The following is a 25456-nucleotide window of genomic DNA, read 5'->3' as shown; positions in this document are numbered from 1 at the left end:
TTCTTCATAAATATATTAACTTTCCATTTAATAACTCTACTGTTTTACAAATATAAGGTAGGTAGAAGGCACAGACGGGAACCTGTCCAGATTAAACAATTCACTTATCGCACATTTTCACTTTTCAACGGTGCTGACAAAGCCGACTCACACCAACTTCATCAGCACCGAGCACCATCCACTATTTCCCTAAATCAACATACGACATCGTATGCACATCGTCGGCTTTGGTGTTGACGAATTTCTTTTCGGGCTTGTCGAAGTCGGTGATAAAGAGCCGGTTGCCTTTTAGCAGGACTTCGGCGGGTTGGTCGATTCGGCCGTCTTTTCCGTCGGTATCGCCGTTTTGTACCAGCGTACTTACTTTACCATCGGGCGTAACGGTTTGGATCGAGTTCATGCGCGAGTTGCAGAGGTAGATTTTGTCCGATTTGCGGTCAATGATCAGGCCGTCTACGCAGGCAATTGGTTCGCTTACCTTCACCACTTCTTTCGAGGCCAGTGAGCCATCGGGTTTGAGGGTTAGTTTGTAAAGCGTGCCATCGCCGAAGGAGCCGGTGTAGAAATTGCCTTTGCTGTCATAATCCAGCCCATCCGCGCCGTTATCGACGCCCGTTTCGTTTACTGTTGTGGTAAAGGTCGCCAGCACGTGCGGGTCCATCGTTTTGGGTTTCAGGGCCACCAAACCTTTGTTCAGTTCATCGAGCGTGAAATGGAAAACGGCACTGCCTTTGTCGTTGTCGGGCATATCCCACTGGCTGTCGGTTACGTAAATGGTGTTGCCTTTCCAGACCACCGCATTCGACAGGCCGAAGCCCGTTACCACCGGCTCCACGCCCACCGCCTTGCCGCCACTCATCTTGATACGCATCAGCCGCGATTTGTAGTTTTTATCGTTTTCGTACTGGTTGTCGGCATAGTACAAATTACCATCGGGACCAAACGCCAGATCCATCGGGCAGGCATGTTTAGTATCAGGGTGCGCGGGTAAGCTGGTGAAGAACTGCACCGAATCGGCGGCAAACGTCACGATAACGCCGGGGTAGCTGTTGTCGGCCAGATTGGGAACGGACAGATAGACCGTGCCATCGGGAGCCAGCGCCATGCCATCGGGCGTGTTGTATTTAGCGGGGAGCGTGTACAGGAGTTTGGGATCGCCCACCGTCGAAACGGTCTCTTTGGCACTATCGAGATCGCCGGTATCCACACCTTTGGCATTTTCTTTCTTCTGGCAGCCAGCGGCCAGGCCCAGTCCGAGTAGAATCGGAATAATGAACTGTTTCATGATTGTATGTTGAGTACGTAATACATCCCGATAGTAACGGAGTGTTCACGGAAAGGTTGGAATACCTTAGTTAAAGAACGAAAGAGTGAAAGAGCGAAAAGCGAGTAAGGGAACGACTTTAAATACAGTGTAAACTGAGTATTCGGACGTTTTACCGATCCGTCGGACCACCCCCAACCCCCTAAAGGGGGCTCAGGTTGAGAATAGTCAAGCTTTAGCCCCCTTTAGGGGGTTGGGGGTAGTCCGACGCAAAATACTACCTCAGTTTGCACCCACTTTAAACGACCGATAGTAGTAGACTAATTCTGCTCAAATACATTATCACCAAACCCTTTTTATGATGACATTACGCTTACTGTCTGCCGGTATTTGTTTGCTGATCGCTTCGTCGGTAACGGCCCAATCGTCGGCGAAATGGCAATCGTTGTTCAACGGCAAAAACCTCAGCGGCTGGGAAACGTATCTGGATAAACCGTACGCCAAAGACGGCGCGAACGACAAAACGCCCCCGCTGGGCCTGAACAACGACCCCAATCATGTTTTTTCGGTCGTGACGGTCGATGGTAAACCGGCGTTACGCATATCGGGCGAGACCTTCGGCGGCATCAATACCCTGGCCGATTACGGCAACTATCACCTCCGAATGGAGTTCCAATGGGGAACGCAGAAATGGCCACCCAAACTCGACCGTCCGCGAGACAGCGGCCTATTGTACCACAGTGTCGGTCCGCACGGCACGCCGATGTTATGGATGGAATCGTTTGAATTGCAGGTGCAGGAGGGCGATTGTGGCGATTACTGGGGCGTTATGAACGTGCTGACCGATATTACCGCCCGTAAAAACGAGAAGGGCACTTACGTGTATGAGCCGGGCGCTCCGCTCGTCACCTTCCAGGACAAAACACCCGCCGGACGGTCGTGCCTCAAAAACCCGGACGCCGAGAAACCATCCGGTCAGTGGAACGTGCTGGAGTTGTATTGTTTCGACGACACCTGTGTCCACGTCATGAACGGCAAAGTCAATCTGGTACTCACCAAAACCCGCCACCTCGTCAACGGTCAGGTGGAGCCGCTGACGAAGGGTAAAATTCAGATTCAATCCGAAGGGGCCGAGGTGTTCTACCGGAATATCCAAATTCGGAACATTGATCAGTTGCCGACGGAGTTGGTGAAGTAGGAGGAGTTGATGGCCCCAACTCATAAAGGATATGAGGACTTTGCATGGATGACACAAGCCTTTATCCTGAGGCTATTACTCGCTAAGCACTCCTGAATTTTTAAAGCACACTATCGTGATAGACCCAGTAGCGTGGCTAGCCAGTCGCATAGCGACGAAATGTTTGTAGCAAAAGTTGGTAATGGTCTCAACTGGCGTGCCGTAGGTACGCGACTTCTACCGATTGTTGCGTACCTACGGCACGCTGCTAGACACTGGAGAGCTCTTATCTACAAACATTTCGTCGCTACGCGACTGTTTTGACGCCTTGCCTACCCTACAAGATTAGCTGTCGAAGAGGCATGGCAAAACCACTCTAAAAACTTATATCTCCCCAAGCAACCCTTCCAGATCCAGCGGGTGCGTGAACATTTCGATGGAGCCATCAGGTTTGAGCGGCCATTCGTCGCGGGGGCGGTCCCAGTAGAGTTCAACGCCGTTGTGGTCGGGGTCGTTGAGGTAGATGGCTTCGGAAACACCGTGATCGGATGCGCCCGTTATGGGGTATTTTGCGTCGATGAGCCGTTTCAACGCCACAGCCAGATCACGACGGGTTGGGTACAAAATGGCGGTATGAAACAAGCCAGCGGCCCGTGTTGGCGCGGGGGGCGCGTCTTTACTATACCAGGTATTTAACCCGATGTGATGATGGTAGCCGCCAGCGGAAATAAACGCGGCTTCGGTCCCGTACATGGTAACGAGCGAGAAACCGAGCAGGTCGCGGTAAAACGCCAGCGCCCGGTCGAGGTCGGCGACTTTTAGGTGAATATGCCCAATGCGCGTTTGAGCGGGGATAGTGTAATCAGACATAGCGAATAACCCGGATTGTCAATTTGATGTATCAACATGAAATTTTGACTTTTCGTTTATCTCGCCTAGTCGCCTTCATCAAACGGCCGACTGGCGAATTCCTTCACTATACCTTGTAGCCGGGAAGAACTGCTTCTCGAATTTAGTACTGTCGAACAAGTAGTCCGAGTCGCTCTGATAGAGCATTTCCCGCGTTTCGCCGACAACCGGGTTGAACAATCCGCCCAGCCAAACCATCCAGTTCGACAGTACCGAGTAGTTGGGTTTGACCCCATACGCAGCCACTGCCTGAGTAATGAACTCGTGGCCCGTTAGCGGCTGGCGGTCGGTGGGGAGGTGCCAGGTTTGTCCGTAAGCAGCCGGTGTGTTTCCGAGAACGGCCGTACCTCGGGCCGCATCGGCAACCAGCGTCATGGAGTGTTTCACCTGCGCATTCACCAGCCAGTTAGCCATTTTACCAACTTTCAATTTGCTAAATACGAGAGCTTCGGTAACGGAGTTGGGCACATTTGGCCCGTAGAAATCGGCGGAGCGGGCAATGAGTGCCGTTACCCGCCCGGCTTGCATAGCGTCGAGCAGCATCCGGGCAATGTGGGCGCGTACTTCGCCTTTTTTACTGACGGGGTTGAATGGCGTTTCTTCCGTCATCCAGCCGCTCACGCGCCCATACATGTACACGTTATCGAAAAAGACGAGCTTAGCGCCGTGTCGTTCGCAGGCATCTATCGTGTTCTGCATGACTTTAGGCCATTTTTCCTGCCAGATGGACGTCTTGTACGGCAATCCAACTACCAGATACACGATGTCCGAACCGGCTACAACGGCATCCGTTTCCTGAGCATCGGTCAGATCGGCCTGAACCAGTTCATCGGTCGGGTTGACCGCTTTGGGGTTACGGCTAACCAGCCGAATGGTGTCGGTATAGGTGGGAAGCTGGCGGGCCAATTTGGTAGCAATCACCCCGCCAGCGCCCAAAATGGTTTGTCTGTTCATAGCTCTGAAAGGTACTGAGTTTGTGGCTAATTAGTACGATAGAATAAGGTTCACCCCAAGCTGGCCCGAGCGAAACCGAACGTCGCCCACGCCATTTACGGTACCGTTACGACTGGCCGATTCCCATTCGCCTTCAAGACTCAGGGCCGTTCGTCGGAACGGCACCGTATACCCCGCCCCAAGCATCACCGAAGTGCCAATGGCGTACTGATGGGCAAAGATGTTGCTACTTTCGATGAGCCGCTTGGTTGTGAACTGCCCGAAACCAAAACTACCCCGCCCATAAAACCCCCGGTTGAATTGTCCGGACACATAGTATTTGGCCGATAAAGCGAGGTTGTAATAATTGAAAATGTACTGGTCACCCGCATCGCCCTTAACAGGCGCTCCGAACGTACCCCGAATGCGCGAGCCAACGCCCAGCCCGTGCCAGTTCTCGGGGGCTACGTAAAACCCCATCATTACATTGTTTCCGGTACCGGGGTCGAAGCCACTGCCGCCGAGGGCTCTCTGCAAACTGGCTCTCGTTCCGCTTCCAAAAAGCGTTTGACCAACGCCTAAACCAATTTCCCCATAAACGGGTAACTTCTGCGTTTGTGCGGCCAGCGGGCTGCTAACGGCAAAGGCCAACGTCAGCCCAATCAGATAATTTTTCATCGTCAACATGTTTTAATGTCCGTCGTTGGACAGGACAAAGGTGGCGGACCGCCTTCGCCGAAAACGTTGACTTCGGTTAAGAAAAACTCACTCGTGCATAATCCGCTTTCGGATACGACTAAGCGATTCGGGTTTGATACCGAGGTAAGAAGCGATGTAATGCTGCGGAATCTGCGCTATTACTTTGGGGCGTTCGGCAAATAGTTTTAGATACCGTTCGGTGGGCGTGTCGTAAATAAACGAGAGCTGGCGTTTGTGATTGAAAGCATAGAGCCGCTCAAAAAAGACCATAAACAACCGGTACATGATCGGGTATTGTTCTGATAGTTCATCAATCTGAGCGAGTCGTGCCTGCCAGAGTATCCCCTCTTCGATCACCTGAATATTCAGTCGGGTAGTTGTCTTTTCCCGCAGGGCCACCACATCGCCCGTCAATGTTGGCCCGAAGTAAAAGTTAGATGTTATCTCTTCGCCTTCTTTGAGGTAATAGCCGCGCAACACGCCCGATTGCACAAAGTAAACCCGTTCTACCCGGTCGCCTTCCTGCTGGAGATGTTGTTTCCGGCCTGCCGCCAACGGCTCGAACAAGGCAAACAGGGCATCGGATTCCGTTTCGGTAAATGGGCAGAAGCGCTGAAGAAACTGGTAGAAGATGGCATTGGTCATTTAGATAGGAGTATCGTATAGGTGAATATAGTAATTGTTAAAATCTACCACCCCCATATTTAATTTGCCAACCCCAGCCAACAGCCGTATTTTTATGTAGCTATGTCGAATTTACGAAATTCAATTTACCAGTCAGCTTCATTAGTCTCAATTACTAAGCTCATCAACAACCTGATACATTTTCCGATGTACACCTCTACAAAAGCCCTTCTCCGATCGGCCCTGCTGCTTGCCCTGGCGGTACCCGCTTTAGCACAAGCACAACCGGCCCCACCAACGCCTAAATTCGCCTTTGCTGAACCCAGTCTCTCGCCCGATGGGGCCGAAGTGGCGTTTGTGTCGGGGGGCGACATCTGGACGGTGCCGAGTGCCGGTGGTGAAGCCCGGCTGCTGGTTTCGCATCCTGATAACGAATCCAGGCCGCTGTACTCACCGGATGGCAAGTATATAGCGTTCGTTTCGTCCCGAACCGGAAACGGCGATGTGTATTTGCTGACCCTCGAAACGGGCGCAACCAAACGACTCACCTACGATGATGGGGCCGAAGTGCTCAACGCCTGGTCGCGGGATGGAAAGATGATCTATTTTCAGTCGACCAGCAAGGACATTGCGGGTATGAACGACATCTACCGGGTGTCGGTCAACGGCGGTACGCCCATGGCCATTACCGCCGACCGTTACGCTAACGAGTTTTATGGTGTTCCCTCGCCCGATGGCAAAACGCTGGCTTTTTCGGCGCGGGGCATTGCCTCTAACCAGTGGTGGCGGAAAGGCCATAGCCACCTCGATGAATCCGAAATCTGGCTGTTTCATACCGACGCTAAGAAGGCAGGAACCGCCTACGAGCGACTGACCGAAGGCGGAGCGAAAGAACTCTGGCCCATGTGGAGCGCGGACGGCAAAACGCTCATTTACGTCTCGGACCGTACGCAAGGACAAAATCTGTGGACATTACCGCTGGGCGGCAAACCAGCCATGCTGACGTCGTTTACCAACGGGCGTGTTTTATGGCCAACCATCAGCTACGACGGTAAAAGCATTGTCTTCGAGCGGGATTTCCAGCTTTGGAAATACGACATTGGGAGCAAACAGGCCGCACCCTTGCCGGTTAAGTTGCGGGGCGTTGCGGCCAGTCCGGCGGTTGATCGGCTCAAGCTAACCAACCAGTTCCGTGAACTGGCCTTATCGCCCGATGGCAGGAAAGTAGCCTTTGTAGCCCACGGCGAGGTATTTGCCGCATCGACCAAAGACGGGGGCGACGCTACCCGAATCAGCAACAGTGCTGCCAACGAATCGCAGCCCGTCTGGACGCCCAACAGCCGAAGTCTCGTCTACACCTCTACCCGCGACGGTGTATCGCACCTCTACCGCTACGATTTCGCCACCCGCGACGAAATCCGCCTGACCGATGGCTCGTTGGACGATGGCTCGCCGGTGTTTTCGCCCGATGGTAAATCACTGGCTTATGTTCGTAACGGGCAGGAGCTAAGGGTGCTGGACATTGCGACTAAAAAAGACCGGCTTCTGAAAAGAGCATATCTTGGTCGTCCGCCGTTTGGCTCCAATGGGGCCGTAGTCTGGTCGCCGGATGGGAAATGGATTGCCTTTGCGTCCTACGGCGCGAAGACGTTCCGCAATATCTCGGTCATTTCGGCCGCTGGGGGCGAAAGCAAGCCTGTTAGTTTTCTGGCCAATACCTTTGGCGGCAACGTGACCTGGAGTCCGGACGGAAAATACATTCTGTTCAGCACCACCCAACGGACCGAAACAGCCCAGATTGCCCGCATTGACCTGGTGCCCCGTTCGCCTAAGTTCCGGGAAGATCAGTTCCGGGATCTGTTCAACGAAGAGGTGCCCAAAACACTGAAACCCGCTCCAACCGCCCCCGCCGTGGCGAAAACTGCCTCGCGGGATACCAGCACATCGGCGCTGGGCGATACCGCAAAGCTGGGTAAGAGTGGCGCGCCAACGAAGATCGTTTTTGAGGACATTCGACAGCGGCTAAGCCTGCTGCCCGTGGGTGTTGACGTCGATGCGCATTCAATCAGCAAGGACGGCAAAACGCTGTTGCTGATCGCTACCGTAGCGGGCCAGCAGAACCTGTACACCTATTCACTCGATGAACTGGGCCGCGATCAGAGCGTAGCGCGCCAACTGACGTCAACGGCAGGCAACAAGAACGGCGCGCAGTTTTCGCCCGATGGCAAAGAGATTTATTATCTGGAACAGGGCCGGATTCAGTCTATTTCGCTGGACAAACGGGAGCCGAAGCCGCTGGCGGTAACGGCCGAGATGGACGTTGACTTTGGTGAGGAGAAAGTACAGGTGTTCCGGCAGGCGTGGGATATTCAGAGCAAAGGCTTCTATGATTCGACGTTCCACGGTACAGACTGGAAAGCGGTAAAAGCCCAATACGAACCCCTTGCCGCCGGTGCCCGCACGCCCGACGAACTCCGTCGACTCATCAGCCTGATGCTGGGCGAACTGAACGCGTCACACTCGGGTATTTCGGGGCCGGCTGGCTCCTTACAAACCACAACGGGCCGCACGGGTCTGCGCTTCGACCGGGACGAATACGAGAGCAAAGGAAAGCTGAAAATTACCGAAGTCATCCCGCTTAGTCCGGCGGCTCTGACGGGCACAATCAAAGCTGGTGATTATCTGGTTGGCGTCGATGATACGAAGATTACGGCCACCACCAACCTCGACCAGTTACTCGAAAACCAGATCAACCGGCGAATTTCGCTCCAGATTGCCTCCACACCCGACGGCACCCCGCGCGACGTGACGATACGCCCGGTCAATCTGACGACCGAAAAAGGATTGCTGTATAAGCAGTGGGTACAGCAGCAGCGGCAGTACGTTGAAAAAGTGAGTGGCGGCCGACTCGGTTACGTGCACATGTACGACATGTCGGCGGATGCTCTTGCCCAGTTAAGCCTCGACCTTGATGCGGACAACCACGCTAAAGAAGGTGTCGTTGTGGACGTACGGAATAACAACGGCGGGTTTGTCAATGCCTACGCACTGGACGTATTTACCCGCAAGGGCTATCTGACCATGACATCGCGCGGACTGCCGTCAGCACCGGCCCGTACGCAACTGGGTCAGCGGGCACTGGAAACACCTACCATTCTGGTCACCAACCAGCACTCGCTCTCCGATGCCGAAGATTTCACGGAAGGTTACCGGACGCTCAAGCTGGGCAAAGTAGTTGGCGAACCAACGGCTGGCTGGATCATCTTCACCTCAGCCGCCCAGCTCATCGACGGCTCGAACCTGCGGTTACCGTTCTCTAAAATCACGGACAACACCGGCAAGAACATGGAACTGGCACCCCGCCCGGTCGACATCGCTGTATCGCGGCCCATTGGCGAGAGCTATACGGACAAAAACGTTCAGCTGGACACGGCTGTGGCTGAGTTGCTGAAGGAACTGAACAAAGCGAAGACTTCGAAAGTGAGCAGTGGGAAGTAATAGAAGTGGTTTTAGCATGTAGTACCGACCGTCTCGGTCGGGTGAGAAACGTTAAAACGATATACGCCCGACCGGGACGGTCGGTACTACATACTAAAAGCGGTGCTACGGTTCAAATCGTGGCACCGCTTTTTACTTTAAAACCAGATTCCTACTTCACCCGGTTAAACACAAACAAGTCGGCAAATGCCCATTTGCCTTCCTTTTGCTGTCCGCGCTGGATGACGAGCTGGTCGTTCCCCCGCTTTTCGTAGATGATGCGGATGGAGCCGTCTTCTTTCTCAAATAGCGCCTTCTCTTTACCGGCCTCAATGAATTTATACCGGTCCGACTTATCCTTCTCCTCCTGCCCGATCAGGCCAGGTTTGAAGTGCTTGACCAGCACAATAGGCCCCTGCTCGGTCTGTTCGAAGATCAGCATTTCGTACATCGTCACTTTGTTGTCTTTCATCATCCGCATGAAGCCGCTCAGGTTATCGCCGACGGGCGCAATCCAGGCGGCTTCAATGGGGCCGCCGTTGAACGTTCCCCGCCAGCGGCCTTCCATAAAAGCAACATCGGAAAGGGAGCCGGTTTGGGCCTGGGCGGTCAGGGTTGCAAGAAGAGACAGAGTAACAAGTAGCGACAGAATCGATTTTTTCATTTTGTCTAGGAATTTGGGAATGAACTGGAAAGATAACAGGTAAGGATACCTACCGTTTCATCCGGCCATTTTCCTACCCTAAAAACAACCTTCCCACCAAAATATGTGTTTATAGAAGTGATTAGTAGCTATCATTTAACTCCGTATACCCGCCAAAATATAACATGGACTTTATCGACTATTATAGCGTCCTGGGCCTACCGAAAACGGCTTCGGACGAAGACATCAAAAAAGCATATCGTAAACTGGCCCGTAAACATCACCCCGATCTAAACCCGAATGATGCGGAGGCCAGCAAGAAATTTCAGCAGATCAACGAAGCAAACGAGGTATTGAGCGACCCCGAGAAACGCAAGAAATACGATCAGTACGGTAAAGACTGGCAGCATGCCGACCAGTTTGAGGAAGCTCGGCGTCAACAGCGATCCCGCCCGCAATACGCGCAAGGTGATACCGGCGATTTTTCGGGCGGCTTCGGTGGCTCTGACTTCTCGGACTTTTTCTCGTCGATGTTCGGTCAGGATGCGGGGCCGCGCGGAGGTCGGCAGCGGGCGCAGTTCCGGGGGCAGGATTACCAGGCCGAATTGAACCTAACCCTGCGCGAAGCGTATACAACGCATAAACAAACACTGACCGTCGACGGTAAGAATATCCGCATTACCGTACCCGCTGGTATTGACAATGGACAGAAAATAAAGCTGGCGGGCTATGGATCGCCGGGCGTTAATGGTGGTCCCAACGGCGATCTGTACATTACCTTCGTCATTGCCGATGACAGCCATTATAAACGAAAAGGCAACGATTTGTACGTCGATGAAGAAATCGACCTGTACACGGCCCTGCTCGGTGGAGAGAAGATCATAGAGACGCTGGATGGCAAAGTAAAGCTGGCCGTCCAGCCCGAGACCCAGAACGGCACGAAAGTACGTTTGAAGGGAAAAGGTTTCCCTGTGTACAAGCAGGAAGGTTCCTTTGGCGACCTGTACGTGCAATGGCAAATTAAGCTTCCCACCAAACTAACCGACGAACAGAAAGACCTATTCCGAAAAATAGCCACCATGTAATATGCAGCCTAACCACCTTATCCCCATCAGCGAATTTTGCGTTCATCACCACGTTGAAATCGCGTTTGTCAACTCGCTGGAACAGCAGGGCCTTGTTGAAACGATTTGTGTTGAGCAGTTGGTTTACGTCCAACCAGATCAACTCCCTCGTTTAGAAAAACTCGTTCGGCTGCATCAGGACCTGGCTATTCATCCCGACGACCTTGACGTTGTGAGCGACTTGCTGGAGCGTCTGGAGGGCTTGCAGGACGAGTTAACTCAATTACAAAACCGGCTGGTCTTTTACGAGCGTGAGTAAAAGCTTGTAGTACCGAACGTCGGCCCGGCGACCGTCCCGCTGGGGAGAGAAACGCTGGAAAAATATACACCCGACCGCGACGGTCGCCGGGCCCACGTTCGGTACTGCACCTTCAGATTTAAACAGGCCTCAATTAAATCATCATCGACTACGGATGTAAATTAGCTCATAAATGCCATATCTAAGATCTCGTAGCATGCGGTTTACTTTTCGCTTTGTCCTGACAGTCACCTCACTCGTTACCATTGTCTCTGTTACCATGGCCCAAATCTCCAAACGCCCCCGCGAGTATGGAATCAAGTTCGGGGTGCTACCAACCGGGCCGCTCAATGCCATTACCGATGTGCCAGGTGTCCGGGTGGGGCAGATTACGGTGAATCAGGGTCAGAACATCCGTACCGGGGTTACGGCTATTATTCCCCACGGGGGCAATCTGTTCCAGCAGAAGAGTCCGGCGGCCATTTATATCGGCAACGGCTTTGGTAAACTGACTGGCTACAGCCAGGTTGAGGAACTGGGCACCCTCGAAACACCTATTATACTAACCAACACGCTCAGTGTTCCAATCGCGGCCGATGCAGTTATTGATTACACCCTGGCGCAAAAGGGTAATGAGCAGGTTCGCTCCGTAAACACGGTTGTGGGCGAAACCAACGATGGTTCGTTAAATGATATTCGCGGGCGGCATGTTACGAAGCAACACGTACTCGATGCCATTCAGCAAGCCAAAACCGGCCTTGTTGAAGAAGGCAACGTGGGGGCCGGAACCGGAACGGTTTGCTTTGGCTATAAGGGTGGCATTGGTACAGCCTCCCGAAAGTTACCGGCCTCCCTGGGCGGCTACACTGTGGGCGCACTGGTTCAGACGAATTTTGGCGGGGTACTACAGATTGCCGGTGTACCGATTGGGGTAGCGCTTGGGAAGTATTCATTCAAAGAAAAACTCGACGGCTCGTGTATGATGGTTGTCCTGACCGATGCTCCGCTGGACGCCCGAAATCTCAAACGACTGGCGAAGCGGGCGTTTATGGGGCTGGCCCAAACGGGCGGCATTGCCTCGAATGGCAGTGGCGATTATGTCATTGCTGTATCGACCGCTTACCGCATTCCGCACGAAACCGCCAGCTCGTTCGATGAGCTGAAACTGCTCCGCAACGACAACATATCTCCCTTGTTCATGGCCGCCATCGAAGCGACCGAAGAAGCCATTATCAACTCCCTGTTTGCAGCCAAAACGAGCACGGGCGATCAGGGCCATACCGTCGAACAACTACCCATCGAAAAAGTTGTGGACTTGTTAAAGAAAGCCGGACAGGCTCGCTAAGAAAACTCTAATGGATCGCTTGACCATGGTTGGCCTTCTGCTGACTGTTTCGTATGGCTAGCTTCACTAACCCATAAACCACTAACCCCAACACAATCATCGTAACGGTCCACTTTAAGTTAGTCAAAACGGAGCACAGGGACGCGATAACGTACGGCGAATCGGGAAACGCTTTGAGCAAATAGACGATACAACTATTTTCCAGCAGATCAGAAACAAGTATACCTACGGGCAACACATTCACCAATCGAAACGAGTTGTATTTTCTGTGCCTGAACAGCAGCGTGAGAATAACACAAAAAAGGAAGGTGTAAATGAATGGATAAGCAATATCGATGGTAAGTTCTCCCTGTGCGTAAACCGACCGGCCTTCTGGCCCATACATTTCAATCATCTGCTGAATTCGGGCGGGGTCATAACCAACCAGCAAGTCGATGGGGCCAACGGCCTGTCCGGCCAGCGCATTCATGCGGGCTTCGAGGTTCTTGAACATGTAGGCTGGGAACGGCACATACAGTGCAATTCCCAGCAGTAACGTTTTCCAGGATGATATCCGATAAAAGAAAGTTGACAGAGCAGAAAGCATATAAGGGTAGGTTAAAAATTGGAAGTCGGAGGCTTAATAAACCAATAAATCCCATAATTCAACCTTTCGCCCCAACCAATTTACCTACCGGTAGACTTTTCAGCCTTCCTGCTTCTGCTCACCCACACGCCACAGCAGAATCGCCAAACCAACGAACGACAGTGCGCCCAGCAGCATGTAGCCGCCTTCGCCCAATGCCCTGCCCAATACCGGCTCCAGCGTTAGTGAAGCCAGGCCATTGTAAATGGATGCGTTGACCGATAACAAGGCTACGGCTACACCCGCCAAGGCCCCTCCAGCCACCAGACCCGTTGCGAACAGATTGCCTTTGCCCAGATCGGCATCTTCCTCAACGATGCCTTTCCGCTTTTTACTGGCGTCGACAATGGCTTTGACCAGCCCGCCGGCAAAAATGGGCAACGTAGTTGATAATGGCAGATACAGCCCCACGGCAAACGCCAGCGCACTCACGCCAACCAGTTCAAAGACAAAGGCAATAAAAGCCCCCACTAGCACAAACTGCCAGTCGAGGTTAAAGGATAAGAGTCCTTTTATGAGCGTGGCCATCAGCGTACCCTGCGGAGCCGGAAACTTATCGGAGCCAATGGCATGCGTAATACCCTGCGCCAGCAGATCGGGCGTGGGTGTGTCCAGAATTTTTACTGTGGCTCCCACCACCAGCGATGATACTATAACGCCAACAAACAGAGCCATCTGCTGGTATTTCGGCGTCGCGCCAACGATATAGCCGGTTTTGAGATCCTGCGACGTTGCACCGGCATTGGCGGCCGCCACACAAATCATACTGCCCACCACCAGTACGGCCGGTTCATACAGTTTTCCGGTCAGACCAAAACCGATGAACACAAGCGACGTGCCCATAATCGTGGCGATGGTCATTCCCGAAACGGGCGACGAACTTGACCCGATCAGTCCCACAATCCGGCTGGCCACCGTAACGAAAAAGAAGCCGAATACGATGACGAGTACAGCGATCAACAATTTAGTCAGAATAGAATCGCCGGGAATTTGGGGCAACACAATCATCAGGGCCGCCAGCACAATGCTACCGATAATCACAATTCGAACGCTCAAATCCTGTTCGGTACGGGGAATGCCGCTGTGGCCACTCAACGCATTTTCGGCTTCGATGGCGTTAATGGATGTTTTGCTGAAACTCTGTTTAAACGAAGAGACAATGGTTGGAATGGTTTTTATGAGCGTCATAAACCCACCCGCCGTAACAGCCCCGGCCCCAATTTGGCGGATGTACGCCCGATAGATAGCCGCTGCCGTATCTGAGAAAGTGTGTGTTGCCGGATTCCACCCACCCGGTCCGCCAGCCGTTTGCAGATTGTCCAGATAGCCCAGCTTCTGTAACTGTAGTGCAATGGTATCGCCCGGCACCACCGACGCCAGCAGGGGAATAAGACCAAGCCAGGCCAGGATTCCACCTCCGACCAGCACCGCCGAAATGCGAAAACCAATGATATAGCCCACGCCCAGATACTCCGGTGTTATCTCGCCCGCTACCTGCGCCGATGGGAAATAGCGATTCGCCTGCTTCGTGGCCCATACCGGCACTTCGGCAATGATGTGCAGTACTTTCTGGAGAAAGGCATACACGAGTGCTGCGCCCAGGCCCTGGTAGGCCGTTTTGGCGAAGTCACCCCCTTTTTCGCCCGCAATCAGCACCGAGGCACAGGCCGTACCTTCGGGATAGGGTAGCGTACCATGCTCCTGCACAATAAGCGACCGGCGCAGTGGAATCATCATCAGCGTACCGATCAGCCCGCCCAGAATGGCCAGTGTGAGAATTGTCCAGTAATTAAAGAAGTCGGCACCAGAGCCGTTCGTCAGGAAGAGAAACCCGGGCATGGTGAACACTACCCCGGATGCAATGCTCTCTCCGGCCGAGCCGGTTGTTTGAATGATGTTGTTTTCAAGAATGGTCGTGTTCAGGAACCGACGCCCGAGCGAAATGGCCAGTACGGCAATTGGAATAGAAGCCGATACCGATAGACCGGCTTTTAGCGACAGATAAACCGTTGCCGCTCCAAATAGTACCCCAAATACGGCACCCGTAATAACGGCTTTAGCAGTGAACTCGGCGGGGGATTCCGTTGCCGGAACAAAAGGTTTATGGGCAGGTGGAGGTGAGACCATTGTCTTCGGGTTTGTTGTGCATCATTCCTGAGCATGACAAAGTAAGACATTCCCGGAACATACCGAAAAACGGGGCCAACATTATTGAATCGCCCGGGGCGTGTATTTATCCATTACATCGCTGGGATGGATTTCGAGCACATTAGCCAGTACCAGCAATACCAGCGTTCGGGAGGCAATTCGGCGGGAGATCCCGGCAATCGAGGCAAACAGATCGACCGTTATGCTGTTGTGTTCCCCAAGGTGCTGCATAAGCATCCGTTCTTTGTCGCCGTAGCTAAAGCGAATCTGGCGCTCAGCCTGTTCACCTTTTAAAATTTCGCGCACTTCGCGGCTGGCCTGAACAGATTTGTCGCCGACGCGCACATAGGCTTTCTTATTATCCGGGTCGGCCGGGTCGGGAACAATATAATGGGGGCGTGTTGGACTTCGGGGCACCCGGATCACGAGAACTTCGCGTTCATCGTAAAGCTGAACCCGCTCAATGGTGTACGAAATGCGTGGGAAACAAAACTTGTTGATGGCCCTAACGAGCAGGTATTCGTCCTCGTCGGCGTATTTGAGTCCAGGAATCTTCTTGTCGTCACCGACGCCGATGAGCATGATTCCACCGTTTGTATTAGCGAAAGCAACCACGCCCCGAATAATTTTTTCGGGATGATTCGTTTTCAACTTAAACTCTAAATTGCTACCCTCTCCCCGCCTGACCAGGTTTTTGAGTGCCTGATAGTCCATAACCGATGGGTTCATCTGGTTGAGCACTGACTTGTTATAAAGATACGGATTTTCCACAAATTTGCAAGTAATCGACTCGTATCTCTATTTTGCGTTAAAAACTAAGGGTATATCCGTCAACTTTTCGAGGACACAAACCGTTAGTAGAGCATATCATCTGACCGCTGGTGTAGGTTCAGTACAAGACCGCCGATGGCTTGTTTATTATTGACCTGCGCTACTAAAGAAACACAAAAATGCTGGTAAATGTTGCTTTGGTACTAGGTACTTTCCTGTTTATGGAAGGCGTAGCATGGTTTACGCACAAATACATTATGCACGGTTTTTTATGGAGCTGGCACCGTGACCACCATAACCACCACAACGGCTTTTTTGAAATAAACGACCTGTTTGCCGTTGTTTTTAGCGTAACAGCCATTGGTCTGTTTCTGGCCGGGGTAGCTATTCCGGAGTTTAGTTTCCTGACCTGGATTGGCGCGGGCGTAACGCTTTATGGCTTATTCTACTTCATTTTCCACGACGTAATTGTTCATCGGCGCGTGAAGGTGAAGATTGACACAAGCGGTCGCTACATGCAACGGATTATGCGGGCGCATTATATCCATCATAAAGTACACTCCAAAGAAGGGGCCGAAGCATTTGGCTTTCTATATGCGCCCAAGAAGTATGACCGCCCGGTAAAAACCCCAAAGGCAGAAGTAACATCTGGATCAAACTAAGGTAATAGATATGTACCTACGGGCTCAATCCCGTAGGTATATTGATTAGATCACTAAAAAAGGCGTACCCATTTAGCTGGATACGCCTTTTTTAGTAGTACTGCCTAACTGGCTCAATACTCATCTTCATTAAAGAAGAAATCATCTTTGGTTGGGTAATCCGGCCAGATTTCTTCAATGCTCTCATAGGGTTGCCCATCATCTTCAAGTTCCTGAAGATTTTCAACAACTTCGAGGGGGGCTCCTGAGCGAATGGAATAATCAATCAATTCGTCTTTGGTGGCAGGCCAGGGCGCATCTTCCAAATAGGATGCTAGTTCGAGTGTCCAGTACATAGTGTGTCCGATATTTTGATGACAGCTTTCTAATAAGGGTGCAAAAGTAAAAAAACCGTTAATATCCAAGCTCTTTTCAGCAGAAATGTTCTTAACCGTTAGTTTAAAAGGATTTAGGCCATTAACGTGTAAACTTGAGTATTGTTTCTCTTCGGCGGGATAAAGATGCCATTTAACCTGTAACATCCAAACATGTATATTTAACGGTTTATTTTAACCGGTTAAACACCCTATTTAATCCCACTTAAGACTTATTTATCCCCATTAGTCGTCTAATTAACGAGTAATTTTTATTCTTACCCATCAATTCTACGAATATGCTACTGGAAGTATGCGCTTATTCTCTTGATTCATGTATTACGGCCCAACGGGCAGGTGCGGGACGAATAGAACTCTGTGGCGGTATGGCCGAGGGCGGTACTACACCCAGCGCCGGCCTGATCCAGCTCGTCCGGCAACAAGTTCATATTCCAATTTATGTCATGATCCGGCCACGCGGGGGCGATTTTCTGTATTCCGATACCGAACTGGCCGTTATGCGTGCGGATATCAGTCTGGCCAAAGCACTCGGCGCAGATGGGCTGGTGCTGGGTATATTAAAGCCCGACGGTACTGTCGATGAAGCAGCGACGCGGGCCCTGGTAGAACTGGCGCACCCGCTACCCGTTACCTTCCACCGGGCTTTCGACATGACCCGCGATCCCCTCGAAGCCCTTGAAGCCGTTATTCGTACCGGTGCCGTTCGGATTCTCACCTCCGGCCAGCATCAGACCGCCGAAGCAGGCTTATCCATCATTCAGCAACTGGCAAAACAGGCAGCCGGGCGCATCGAAATCATGGCTGGCGCGGGCGTGAATGTCCGGAACGCTGCGCTGTTTATTGAGGCTGGGGCCAATGCGTTGCATTCGAGCGGTAGCCAGACAGAAAATAGTCGAATGGTATTTCGCCAGCCCGCCGTATCCATGGCTTCGGCCATACCTGACGAATACGAACATATTGAAGCGAACGAAGAAAAAGTTAAGGCGCTGGTCGCGCTTACAAAACAATTGCCCGGTTCCCCGAAATAAAGACCCGGTCGTTGAAGACCAGTTTTAACGCCTGCGACAGCACGATTTTTTCAACGTCTTTTCCTTCGGTTGCCATATCGGCTGCGGTATGGCGATGATCCACTTCTTTCACATTCTGGGCAATAATTGGCCCTTCGTCCAGATCGTTATTGACAAAGTGAGCCGTGGCGCCAATAATCTTCACACCCCGTTCGTAAGCCTGCCGGTACGGGTTTGCTCCAATGAAGGCGGGCAGAAAGGAATGGTGGATATTAATGATCCGGTTTGGATAATGGTTAACAAAGCCGGGCGTCAGTACGCGCATGTATTTGGCCAGAACCAGATACTCCGGTTCATAAATTGCCAGCGTCCGCAAAATGGCCTCCTCATGCTCCTCCCGTGTTTTGCCCTCGTGCGAGATATAGTGAAACGGAATTCCGAACTTGCTGACCAGCGGCTGTAGGATGTTGTAGTTACTCACTACCGCCAGAATATCCGCATCCAGTTCATCGAACGCATATCGAATGAGGAGTTCACCCAGGCAATGGTGTTCCTTCGTTACCATCACTACAATATTCTTTTTACGCCGGGGATTCAGCCGAAAAGTGATTCCTGATTGATAAGCCGTATTTGTCCGGTTACTTTGCCCTATAGAACCCCTATTTTCCGCCGTTTCGGAGCCGGGTATGGTTGAGGCTAATTCGTGTAACAAAGCCGTGCTATCGAAGGTATCCTGCCCCCCGGTCGATTCGAACTCCGTGCGCATGAAAAACCGGCCTGACGGACTTACGTACTCATCATTATGAATGATGTTCAGGTTGTGACGGAACAATACGCCGGTCACGTGGTAAATCAGACCCTTGCTGTCGGGGCCGTCCATGAGCAATATATGTTTATCAGTAGCCGTCATAAAGCGTTTCGAATAAATCGGCCAAAAGTAGTAAATGCCAAGCGTTTATTCCTTTAATTTGAGCCGTAAGCCTTATATGTATGGTAAATAGACGCCGTTTTCTAACGCTTGGCTCACTGGCCGGGCTCCTCCCCTCCTTATCGTTTAGCCGCACAAGATCAACCATTACCGGCAATTCAGACCCCCTTTCAGTACCCCAGGGACTTGGCCAAAACCTGTTGCCCGCTGGCCCACCGCCTTCTGGTCCGCTGGTTATTTCGACCTGGAAACAGCCCAAAGCTAATGCAGCCGCTCAGGCCGTACTCGATAAAGGGGGCAGCGCCCTCGATGCCGTTGAAGCCGGCGTCCGCATTCCCGAAGCCGACCCCGACGATATGAGCGTTGGCTACGGTGGCCGACCCGACCGCGACGGTCACGTTACTCTCGATGCGTGTATTATGGACGAGAAAGGGAATGCGGGCTCCGTTACGTTTCTGGAACATATTATGCACCCGATCTCGGTAGCCAGAGCCGTGATGGAGAAGACACCCCATGTTATGCTCAGTGGCGAAGGGGCCCTTCAATTTGCACTTGCCCAAGGCTTCAAAAAAGAGAAAATGCTGACGGCAAAAGCCGAGAAGGAATGGAAAGAATGGCTCAAAACGGCCCAGTACAAACCCATTGCCAACATTGAACGGCACGACACCATTGGTATGCTGGCTATTGACGCAAAGGGCAACATTTCAGGGGCCTGCACCACCAGCGGTCTGGCCTATAAAATGCGAGGGCGCGTTGGCGATTCGCCCATTATCGGGGCGGGTTTGTTTGTCGACAACGAAATTGGGGGAGCCTGTGCTACCGGTCTTGGCGAACTGGTTATGCGAACCTGTGGCTCATTTTTAGTAGTAGAGCTAATGCGACAGGGACGAACGCCCCAGCAAGCCTGTGAAGAAGCCGCCCTCCGAATCGTCAACAAACAGGAGTTCAAGGATATACAGGTAGGTTTTCTGGCAGTAAACAAACAAGGGGAACACGGTGCATTCAGTATTCAACCGGGCTTTAACATTACCTTATCGAAGAATAACCGAACCGAAGTAACAGACGCCAAGTCATATTTAAAATAAACAAATTTATCTCTTATTGTTTATATCGTTTATTTGCACAGCAAAGGCGCTATAAGTCGTTATGATCAACCATTGCGCCAAAACTACTAACTAATTTGGAAGCGGTATTTTCAACATCGAAGCGAAAATTACTACTGGAAATCGCCTGGGAGGTGTGTAATCAAGTAGGTGGAATTTATACAGTGATTCGGTCGAAAGTGCCGGCAATGGTGGAAAAGTGGGACGATAACTACGTAGCCCTTGGCCCCTATTTCCCGCAGCGGGCGGCAGCCGAGTTTGAACCCATTCCCGACTCCGACGCAACGGAGATTGGCCAGACGGTTCGAAAAATGCGGCAGCTTGGCTTCCGTGTCGAGTACGGCTATTGGCTCGTTACGGGTCGCCCACGGGTGGTGCTGTTCGATATTAGCAGCATTAGCGTCGAACAGCTCAACGAAATAAAAACGCGGCTTTGGCTCAACTACCAGCTTTCCACGCTTAACATTGAAGACCTCGTTAACCAAACGATTGCGTTTGGCGAAATGGTCCGCCTGTTTATTACGCTGCTGGCTGAGGACCATGCCCGCCGGGTTGACTTCGTGGCTCATTTTCACGAATGGATGGCCAGCACCGGCCTGCCCGATCTACGGCACGATAACGTTAAGGTAGCTACCGTTTTCACCACCCATGCCACCATGCTGGGGCGCTATCTGGCACAGAATGAGCCGGGCTTTTATGGCAAGCTGCCGTTTTTCGACTGGAAGCGGGAAGCACTGCATTACGGTATCGACACCCAGGCAACCATTGAGCGGCTCGCAGCTATGCAGGCGCACGTGTTCACCACGGTCAGCGATGTTACGGCCCGCGAGTGCGAGGTGTTCCTGGGGCGAAACCCGGATCTGGTCCTGCCCAACGGCCTCAACGTTACGCGCTTTGCGGCCGTTCACGAGTTCCAGAACCTGCACGTTCGCTACAAGCAGAAGATTCATGAGTTCGTGATGGGCCACTTCTTCCAGAGTTATTCGTTCGACCTGGAGAAAACCCTGTACTTCTTTACCTCGGGCCGATTTGAGTTTTCGAACAAGGGCTACGACCTGACTCTCGAAGCCCTCGCCCGGCTAAATTACCGGATGCGCGAGGCTGGCATGGACATGACCGTCGTTATGTTTATGGTGACCAAACAGCCTTATACCTCCATCAATCCGGACGTTCTTCACTCACGGGCGTTGCTCGATGAGATTCAGGAAACCTGCGAGAGCATTGAAAAACAGGTTGGCGAACGGCTGTTCCAGGCTGCGGCATCCGATCCAAACGGCACGTCGCTACCCGACCTGAATAACTTTGTTGACGAATACTGGCGGCTACGTCTTCGGCGGACGGTACAGAGCTGGAAAACAAAGCACCTGCCGCCTTTCGTGACTCATAATCTGGTTCAGGAGGATGATATGACGCGGTTTATTCAGCAGGCCAATCTGGTCAATAATGAATACGACCGGGTCAAAATCGTGTATCACCCCGACTTCATTGCTTCGACCAACCCCCTCTTTGGGCTGGACTATAGCCAGTTCGTTCGGGGTTGCCATCTTGGCGTATTTCCAAGCTACTATGAGCCTTGGGGATACACCCCGCTGGAGTGCGTAGTTCGGGGAATTCCAACTGTCACCAGCGATCAGTCGGGCTTTGGCGATTTCATCATGCAGATCATGCGCGACTACGAAAACCGGGGCATCTATGTAATTAACCGCCGGACGCAGTCGTTTGACGAAGCTGCCGACCAATTGGCTGATGTGCTTTATCGTTTCGTTCGGATGGCCCAGCGCGACCGGATTCAGCAACGGAACCGCGTCGAGAGCATTGCCGATGTGTTCGACTGGAGCAGCCTTCGGTCGTATTACGACACCGCGCACGATCTGGCATTGAAGCGAAAGAAGCCTTAGATGGAGACTATATTATTTGATATCCGAGGTAATCTTCAACCATCAATATGTGTTGACTTATCGCTTCAAGAAATCGAACAGTTTTTTGTCAGCCCTTTTGATATAACCTCTAAGCGATACGAATTTTTTAGAGAGTATAAACGATATACACTCGATTTACGAAGCCTGCTTGGTCGTTCATTTTATCAATGGATAGATGGAAGCTTCATATCAAATAGGTTTAACCCCAGTGATATTGATTTAATTAGCTTTATTGACCACAGTAGCTACTACGAAAAAGAGACATTAATTGATCAACTTTTTAGTAAGTGGTCTGTTTCTCAGCATTATACAGGACTAGATGCATTTACTGTTTGGACATACCCAGTTGAGCACAAACAGTCGGCTATATTTCAGGCCGACTGTGCTTACTGGCAGGATTTGTTTGGGCGCACGCGCTACAATCGAAACCGAAAACGGTTTAATAAAGGTTTTATACAAGTAAACATCGAATGATTATGAATACTGACGGTATGGGTGATAAATACATTCGTATAGCCGAATTATCAGAACAAATTGAACGAGTCAATGGCATGATAACTATGCATCATGAATCGTCCAATAACCAGTCGATGATTCGTCAGTATACTTATAAACGAGACGAACTTATTGCCGAACTGGAAGCTGCATTACAATCCTTGCATTTAAATGTTCGATTAGCGGCAGCATAAAGCTCACATTTTAATCATGACCAAAATCGGCATTATCAACGTTTCGGACCGGGCTAGCGCGGGGATTTATGAAGACATTCCTGGCAAAGCGGTCGTTGGCTTTTTAACCGAATGGCTGAACTGCGAATGGGAACCCGTGTATCGTATAATTCCCGATGAACAGGACCAGCTCGAAGCAACCCTGATCGAATTGGCAGATGCCGAGGGCTGTTGTCTGGTTGTTACAACGGGTGGAACCGGCCCCGCCCTGCGCGACGTAACGCCCGAAGCGACCGAAGCCGTTTGTCAGAAAATGATGCCCGGTTTTGGTGAACTGATGCGTCAGGAAAGTCTCAAATACGTTCCCACGGCTATCCTGTCCCGGCAAACGGCCGGTATTCGAAATAAGACACTTATCCTGAATTTACCCGGCAAACCAAAAGCCATTGGCCAATGCCTCTCGGCAGTGTTCCCAGCTATTCCATACTGCATCGACTTGATTGGCGGACCATTTTTAACGACCCACGAGGATAAAATGAACGTGTTCCGGCCTAAAAGTTAGCGCCAAACTTCTCCCAAAACCTCTAAGGTTTCTAAAACCTTAGAGGTTTAAAAGGAACTACTTCGGAAAACTGACCTTCCCCATCGAAACCGTTGGGACGCCCTGCCGATTACCGAATGAGGTATTTCCTCCCGTCAGGCTTTCGTTGGCGAGTACGGCAAACAGTACCGCTTCTTTGGCGTCGCCGTTGATATTGAGTTCATCGGTCAAGCCAAACGAACAATTGGGCAGCCCTTTTTTAAGGGCCGTTGTCAGCATTGGGTTGTGTGCACCTCCCCCGCTCATGTAAATACGATACGTTTCTCCTTCACGCATAACACGCCGGATCGCGTCAATAATGGTATCGGCGCTGAATTGAACGAGCGTTGCCATCAAATCTTTGGCAGAGATGCCTATTGTCTGGCTCCGAGCTTGTGCTTTTTCCACATAGGGTACGTTAAACACTTCGGGGCCAGTTGTTTTTGGGAAAGCTGCGTCGAAGAACGGATTTACGTTTAGGGCATTCAGCAGATGAGCATTAACCGTTCCCTGAGCGGCTAGTTTGCCGTCTTCGTCGTAGGGTTTGTTCAGAAATTTGCGGGCGTAGGCGTCCAGAAGTGTATTGCCCGGTCCGGTATCAGTAGTAAAGACGTTGCTGGCGTCTTCATCGGCGGGCAGGTACGTGAAGTTGGCAATGCCGCCCATGTTGAGCAAAAGCCGATTCTCACCCGCCTTAGAAAACATGAAATAATCCCCGTAAACAGCTAATGGTGCGCCCTCTCCCCCGTGTGCTACGTGTTTCTGCCGGAAATCGCTCAGCGTGATAACTCCGGTAACGGCAGCAATGTGATCACCATCGCCAATCTGGAGGGTGGCATTTGGGAACTTATCGCGCTGGTGCTGACTTTTTGGAGCGTGATAGACGGTTTGCCCGTGACTGGCAACCACATCTACCTCAGTGGTATCAATACCCCAGTTTTTCAGGCAGTCGAGGATGAGTTGCCCATGCAGCCGACCGATATATGGATTTAACAAACAAAGCTTCTCAAATTCGATTTTGTCTTTAGCGAAGATGGTCCGAATCTCGGTTTTGACGTCTTCATCGTAAGGCACCGTAGCAAACCGATGAAGAACAACCTCCGTACTAGGTCCACTACCTGAAATATGGCAAAGAGCCACATCGAGTCCATCGAGCGATGTTCCAGACATAAGGCCGATAATTCGGCGAACGGGCTTTCGGGCAATGTCGTAAAGGTGCTGAATTTGACGATTCATAAACTGTCAATTGATTTTGACTGGCCGGTAGTTACCGGTATAAACCAGCCGCTACGCAAATAACGCATGGATTTTTGGGGCGACGAGCAATTTTCTTTTTTTGAAAGCATTCTGTTTTCAGCGTTGGGCCATCCGGTTCAGGTTATCGAAATGCAGTTTGTTTCGGGTGGAAATATCAACACATCGGCTCAGGTATTTTCGTCGGAAGGTGTTTTTTTCATTAAATGGAATCAGCTGGAGGAGTCGACTAATGAGCAGCCAGACATGTTTGCCTCCGAAGCACGTGGGCTGGATTTGCTCCGACAGACCGACGCATTACACATTCCGCAGGTTATTGGCTACGGCCGTCTGCTCGACAAAGCGTACTTAATTCTGGAATACATCGACCCAGGCACTCCTGATAAACAATACTGGGAAACCCTTGGACAGTCGCTGGCGGTGTTGCATTCACATACGCAACCCGCCTTCGGACTGAATTTTGAGAATTACATTGGCTCGCTACCGCAAACTAATACACCGACATCTAACGGTTACGATTTCTTCTTTGAGCACCGATTACTACCCCAGGCTGGTTTAGCGTTATACAAAGGCTTACTCTCCAGGCCAACGTACGATGCGCTGCTTCGGCTGCGTGAGCAATTGCCGAATCTTCTCCCAAATGATCGCCCTGCCTTATTGCACGGCGATCTATGGTCCGGCAATGTGCTGGTTAACGAAGCAGGGCAACCGGCATTGGTAGATCCTGCGGTTTACTATGGCTTTCGGGAAGCAGACCTGGCTTTTACGAAGTTATTCGCTGGTTTTGACGACCGCTTTTACGATGCCTATAACGAAACGTTTCCGCTGGAAAACGGTTTCAGTGAGCGCGTTGCCATTTATAATTTGTACCCCTTACTCGTTCACGTGAATCTGTTTGGCTCCGGTTACGTTAGTGGCGTAGAAAGAATATTGAAACAGTTTTAATAAGCGAGTCGATAAGTCAGCCAATGGGTAATGGGGTGG

25 protein-coding genes are annotated in these 25456 nt (G+C 51.5%); 13 read left to right on the top strand and 12 right to left on the bottom strand.

Annotated elements, in window-relative coordinates; genetic code table 11:
* Positions 1-181 precede the first annotated feature (181 nt).
* Entirely contained in the window at positions 182-1285 is a 1104-nt protein-coding gene (locus tag CRO74_RS24040) for an SMP-30/gluconolactonase/LRE family protein (protein WP_097129675.1), read from the bottom strand.
* Positions 1286-1622: 337 nt separating this feature from the next.
* Between CRO74_RS24040 and CRO74_RS24035 the strand changes: the two genes are divergently transcribed.
* Positions 1623-2462 carry a 3-keto-disaccharide hydrolase gene (locus CRO74_RS24035; protein WP_097129674.1) on the top strand — a complete coding sequence of 280 codons (840 nt, stop codon included), beginning with the start codon at positions 1623-1625 and terminating at the stop codon, positions 2460-2462.
* A gap of 363 nt (positions 2463-2825) precedes the next feature.
* Here CRO74_RS24035 and CRO74_RS24030 read toward each other — a convergent pair whose 3' ends face one another.
* The 4 genes from CRO74_RS24030 to CRO74_RS24015 form a co-directional block, all read right to left on the bottom strand.
* Positions 2826-3311 carry a VOC family protein gene (locus CRO74_RS24030; protein ID WP_097129672.1) on the bottom strand — a complete coding sequence of 162 codons (486 nt, stop codon included), beginning with the start codon at positions 3309-3311 and terminating at the stop codon, positions 2826-2828.
* 78 nt (positions 3312-3389) lie between these two features.
* Positions 3390-4304: an NAD-dependent epimerase/dehydratase family protein gene (locus CRO74_RS24025; protein WP_097129671.1), complete on the bottom strand. Its 915-nt coding sequence runs from the start codon at positions 4302-4304 to the stop codon at positions 3390-3392.
* Positions 4305-4334: 30 nt separating this feature from the next.
* Positions 4335-4961 (bottom strand): hypothetical protein, encoded by a 627-nt coding sequence (locus CRO74_RS24020; protein WP_097129669.1) that lies wholly within the window; start codon positions 4959-4961, stop codon positions 4335-4337.
* Positions 4962-5048: 87 nt separating this feature from the next.
* Positions 5049-5627 (bottom strand): Crp/Fnr family transcriptional regulator, encoded by a 579-nt coding sequence (locus CRO74_RS24015; protein WP_097129667.1) that lies wholly within the window; start codon positions 5625-5627, stop codon positions 5049-5051.
* A gap of 186 nt (positions 5628-5813) precedes the next feature.
* Between CRO74_RS24015 and CRO74_RS24010 the strand changes: the two genes are divergently transcribed.
* The gene (locus CRO74_RS24010; protein WP_097129665.1) at positions 5814-9104 is read left to right on the top strand and encodes a S41 family peptidase; all 3291 of its coding nucleotides are present in this window, start codon (positions 5814-5816) and stop codon (positions 9102-9104) included.
* 151 nt (positions 9105-9255) lie between these two features.
* Here the strand turns inward: CRO74_RS24010 and CRO74_RS24005 are convergent, their stop codons facing one another.
* Positions 9256-9747, bottom strand: a complete 492-nt coding sequence (locus tag CRO74_RS24005) for a DUF6265 family protein (protein ID WP_179830289.1) — start codon at positions 9745-9747, stop codon at positions 9256-9258.
* 164 nt (positions 9748-9911) lie between these two features.
* Here CRO74_RS24005 and CRO74_RS24000 point away from each other — a divergent pair, with 164 nt between their 5' ends.
* The 3 genes from CRO74_RS24000 (at position 9912) to CRO74_RS23990 (ending at position 12433) form a co-directional block, all read left to right on the top strand.
* Complete coding sequence (locus CRO74_RS24000) at positions 9912-10811, top strand: DnaJ C-terminal domain-containing protein (protein ID WP_097129661.1); 900 nt, start codon at positions 9912-9914, stop codon at positions 10809-10811.
* A gap of 1 nt (position 10812) precedes the next feature.
* Positions 10813-11109, top strand: coding sequence for a chaperone modulator CbpM (locus CRO74_RS23995; protein ID WP_097129660.1), 297 nt, complete (start codon positions 10813-10815; stop codon positions 11107-11109).
* 196 nt (positions 11110-11305) lie between these two features.
* The gene (locus CRO74_RS23990; protein ID WP_097129658.1) at positions 11306-12433 is read left to right on the top strand and encodes a DmpA family aminopeptidase; all 1128 of its coding nucleotides are present in this window, start codon (positions 11306-11308) and stop codon (positions 12431-12433) included.
* A 7-nt stretch (positions 12434-12440) separates the two neighbouring features.
* Here the strand turns inward: CRO74_RS23990 and CRO74_RS23985 are convergent, their stop codons facing one another.
* From CRO74_RS23985 to CRO74_RS23975, 3 genes are all read right to left on the bottom strand, one after another.
* Positions 12441-13019 (bottom strand): hypothetical protein, encoded by a 579-nt coding sequence (locus CRO74_RS23985; protein WP_097129656.1) that lies wholly within the window; start codon positions 13017-13019, stop codon positions 12441-12443.
* Positions 13020-13118: 99 nt separating this feature from the next.
* The gene (locus CRO74_RS23980; RefSeq protein WP_097129654.1) at positions 13119-15185 is read right to left on the bottom strand and encodes an OPT family oligopeptide transporter; all 2067 of its coding nucleotides are present in this window, start codon (positions 15183-15185) and stop codon (positions 13119-13121) included.
* An 81-nt stretch (positions 15186-15266) separates the two neighbouring features.
* The gene (locus CRO74_RS23975; protein WP_097129653.1) at positions 15267-15935 is read right to left on the bottom strand and encodes an AlbA family DNA-binding domain-containing protein; all 669 of its coding nucleotides are present in this window, start codon (positions 15933-15935) and stop codon (positions 15267-15269) included.
* A gap of 221 nt (positions 15936-16156) precedes the next feature.
* Between CRO74_RS23975 and CRO74_RS23970 the strand changes: the two genes are divergently transcribed.
* Positions 16157-16639 carry a sterol desaturase family protein gene (locus CRO74_RS23970; protein ID WP_097129651.1) on the top strand — a complete coding sequence of 161 codons (483 nt, stop codon included), beginning with the start codon at positions 16157-16159 and terminating at the stop codon, positions 16637-16639.
* A gap of 113 nt (positions 16640-16752) precedes the next feature.
* On the opposite strand, the gene CRO74_RS23965 is transcribed toward CRO74_RS23970, so the two are convergent.
* Entirely contained in the window at positions 16753-16974 is a 222-nt protein-coding gene (locus tag CRO74_RS23965; protein WP_009284883.1) for a DUF2795 domain-containing protein, read from the bottom strand.
* A gap of 317 nt (positions 16975-17291) precedes the next feature.
* Here CRO74_RS23965 and CRO74_RS23960 point away from each other — a divergent pair, with 317 nt between their 5' ends.
* A complete protein-coding gene (locus CRO74_RS23960) occupies positions 17292-18041 on the top strand; it encodes a copper homeostasis protein CutC (protein WP_097129649.1) in 750 nt (249 codons plus the stop codon).
* Here CRO74_RS23960 and purU read toward each other — a convergent pair.
* The gene (gene purU, locus CRO74_RS23955; RefSeq protein ID WP_097129648.1) at positions 18010-18930 is read right to left on the bottom strand and encodes a formyltetrahydrofolate deformylase; all 921 of its coding nucleotides are present in this window, start codon (positions 18928-18930) and stop codon (positions 18010-18012) included. The two genes, CRO74_RS23960 and purU, sit on opposite strands and share 32 nt — an antisense overlap.
* An 80-nt stretch (positions 18931-19010) precedes the next feature.
* Here purU and CRO74_RS23950 point away from each other — a divergent pair, with 80 nt between their 5' ends.
* From CRO74_RS23950 to mog, 5 genes are all read left to right on the top strand, one after another.
* A complete protein-coding gene (locus tag CRO74_RS23950) occupies positions 19011-20033 on the top strand; it encodes an isoaspartyl peptidase/L-asparaginase family protein (protein ID WP_097129646.1) in 1023 nt (340 codons plus the stop codon).
* Positions 20034-20128: 95 nt separating this feature from the next.
* Complete coding sequence (locus tag CRO74_RS23945; RefSeq protein WP_097129644.1) at positions 20129-21949, top strand: glycosyltransferase; 1821 nt, start codon at positions 20129-20131, stop codon at positions 21947-21949.
* A complete protein-coding gene (locus CRO74_RS23940) occupies positions 21950-22444 on the top strand; it encodes a DUF6932 family protein (protein ID WP_097129643.1) in 495 nt (164 codons plus the stop codon).
* A gap of 2 nt (positions 22445-22446) precedes the next feature.
* On the top strand, positions 22447-22659 hold the full coding sequence (locus CRO74_RS23935; RefSeq protein WP_144035972.1) for a hypothetical protein: 213 nt from the start codon (positions 22447-22449) through the stop codon (positions 22657-22659).
* Positions 22660-22675: 16 nt separating this feature from the next.
* Positions 22676-23200: a molybdopterin adenylyltransferase gene (gene mog / locus CRO74_RS23930; protein WP_097129639.1), complete on the top strand. Its 525-nt coding sequence runs from the start codon at positions 22676-22678 to the stop codon at positions 23198-23200.
* A gap of 57 nt (positions 23201-23257) precedes the next feature.
* Here mog and CRO74_RS23925 read toward each other — a convergent pair whose 3' ends face one another.
* The gene (locus tag CRO74_RS23925) at positions 23258-24454 is read right to left on the bottom strand and encodes an anhydro-N-acetylmuramic acid kinase (protein WP_097129638.1); all 1197 of its coding nucleotides are present in this window, start codon (positions 24452-24454) and stop codon (positions 23258-23260) included.
* 66 nt (positions 24455-24520) lie between these two features.
* On the opposite strand from CRO74_RS23925, the gene CRO74_RS23920 reads away from it, so the two are divergent.
* Positions 24521-25417: a fructosamine kinase family protein gene (locus CRO74_RS23920; protein WP_097129636.1), complete on the top strand. Its 897-nt coding sequence runs from the start codon at positions 24521-24523 to the stop codon at positions 25415-25417.
* Positions 25418-25456: the final 39 nt, after the last annotated feature.

Source organism: Spirosoma fluviale (genome assembly GCF_900230225.1).
Lineage (GTDB): Bacteria > Bacteroidota > Bacteroidia > Cytophagales > Spirosomataceae > Spirosoma > Spirosoma fluviale.
The sequence above is the reverse complement of the archived record's forward strand: the minus strand, read 5'-3'. Positions and strand labels throughout refer to the sequence as shown.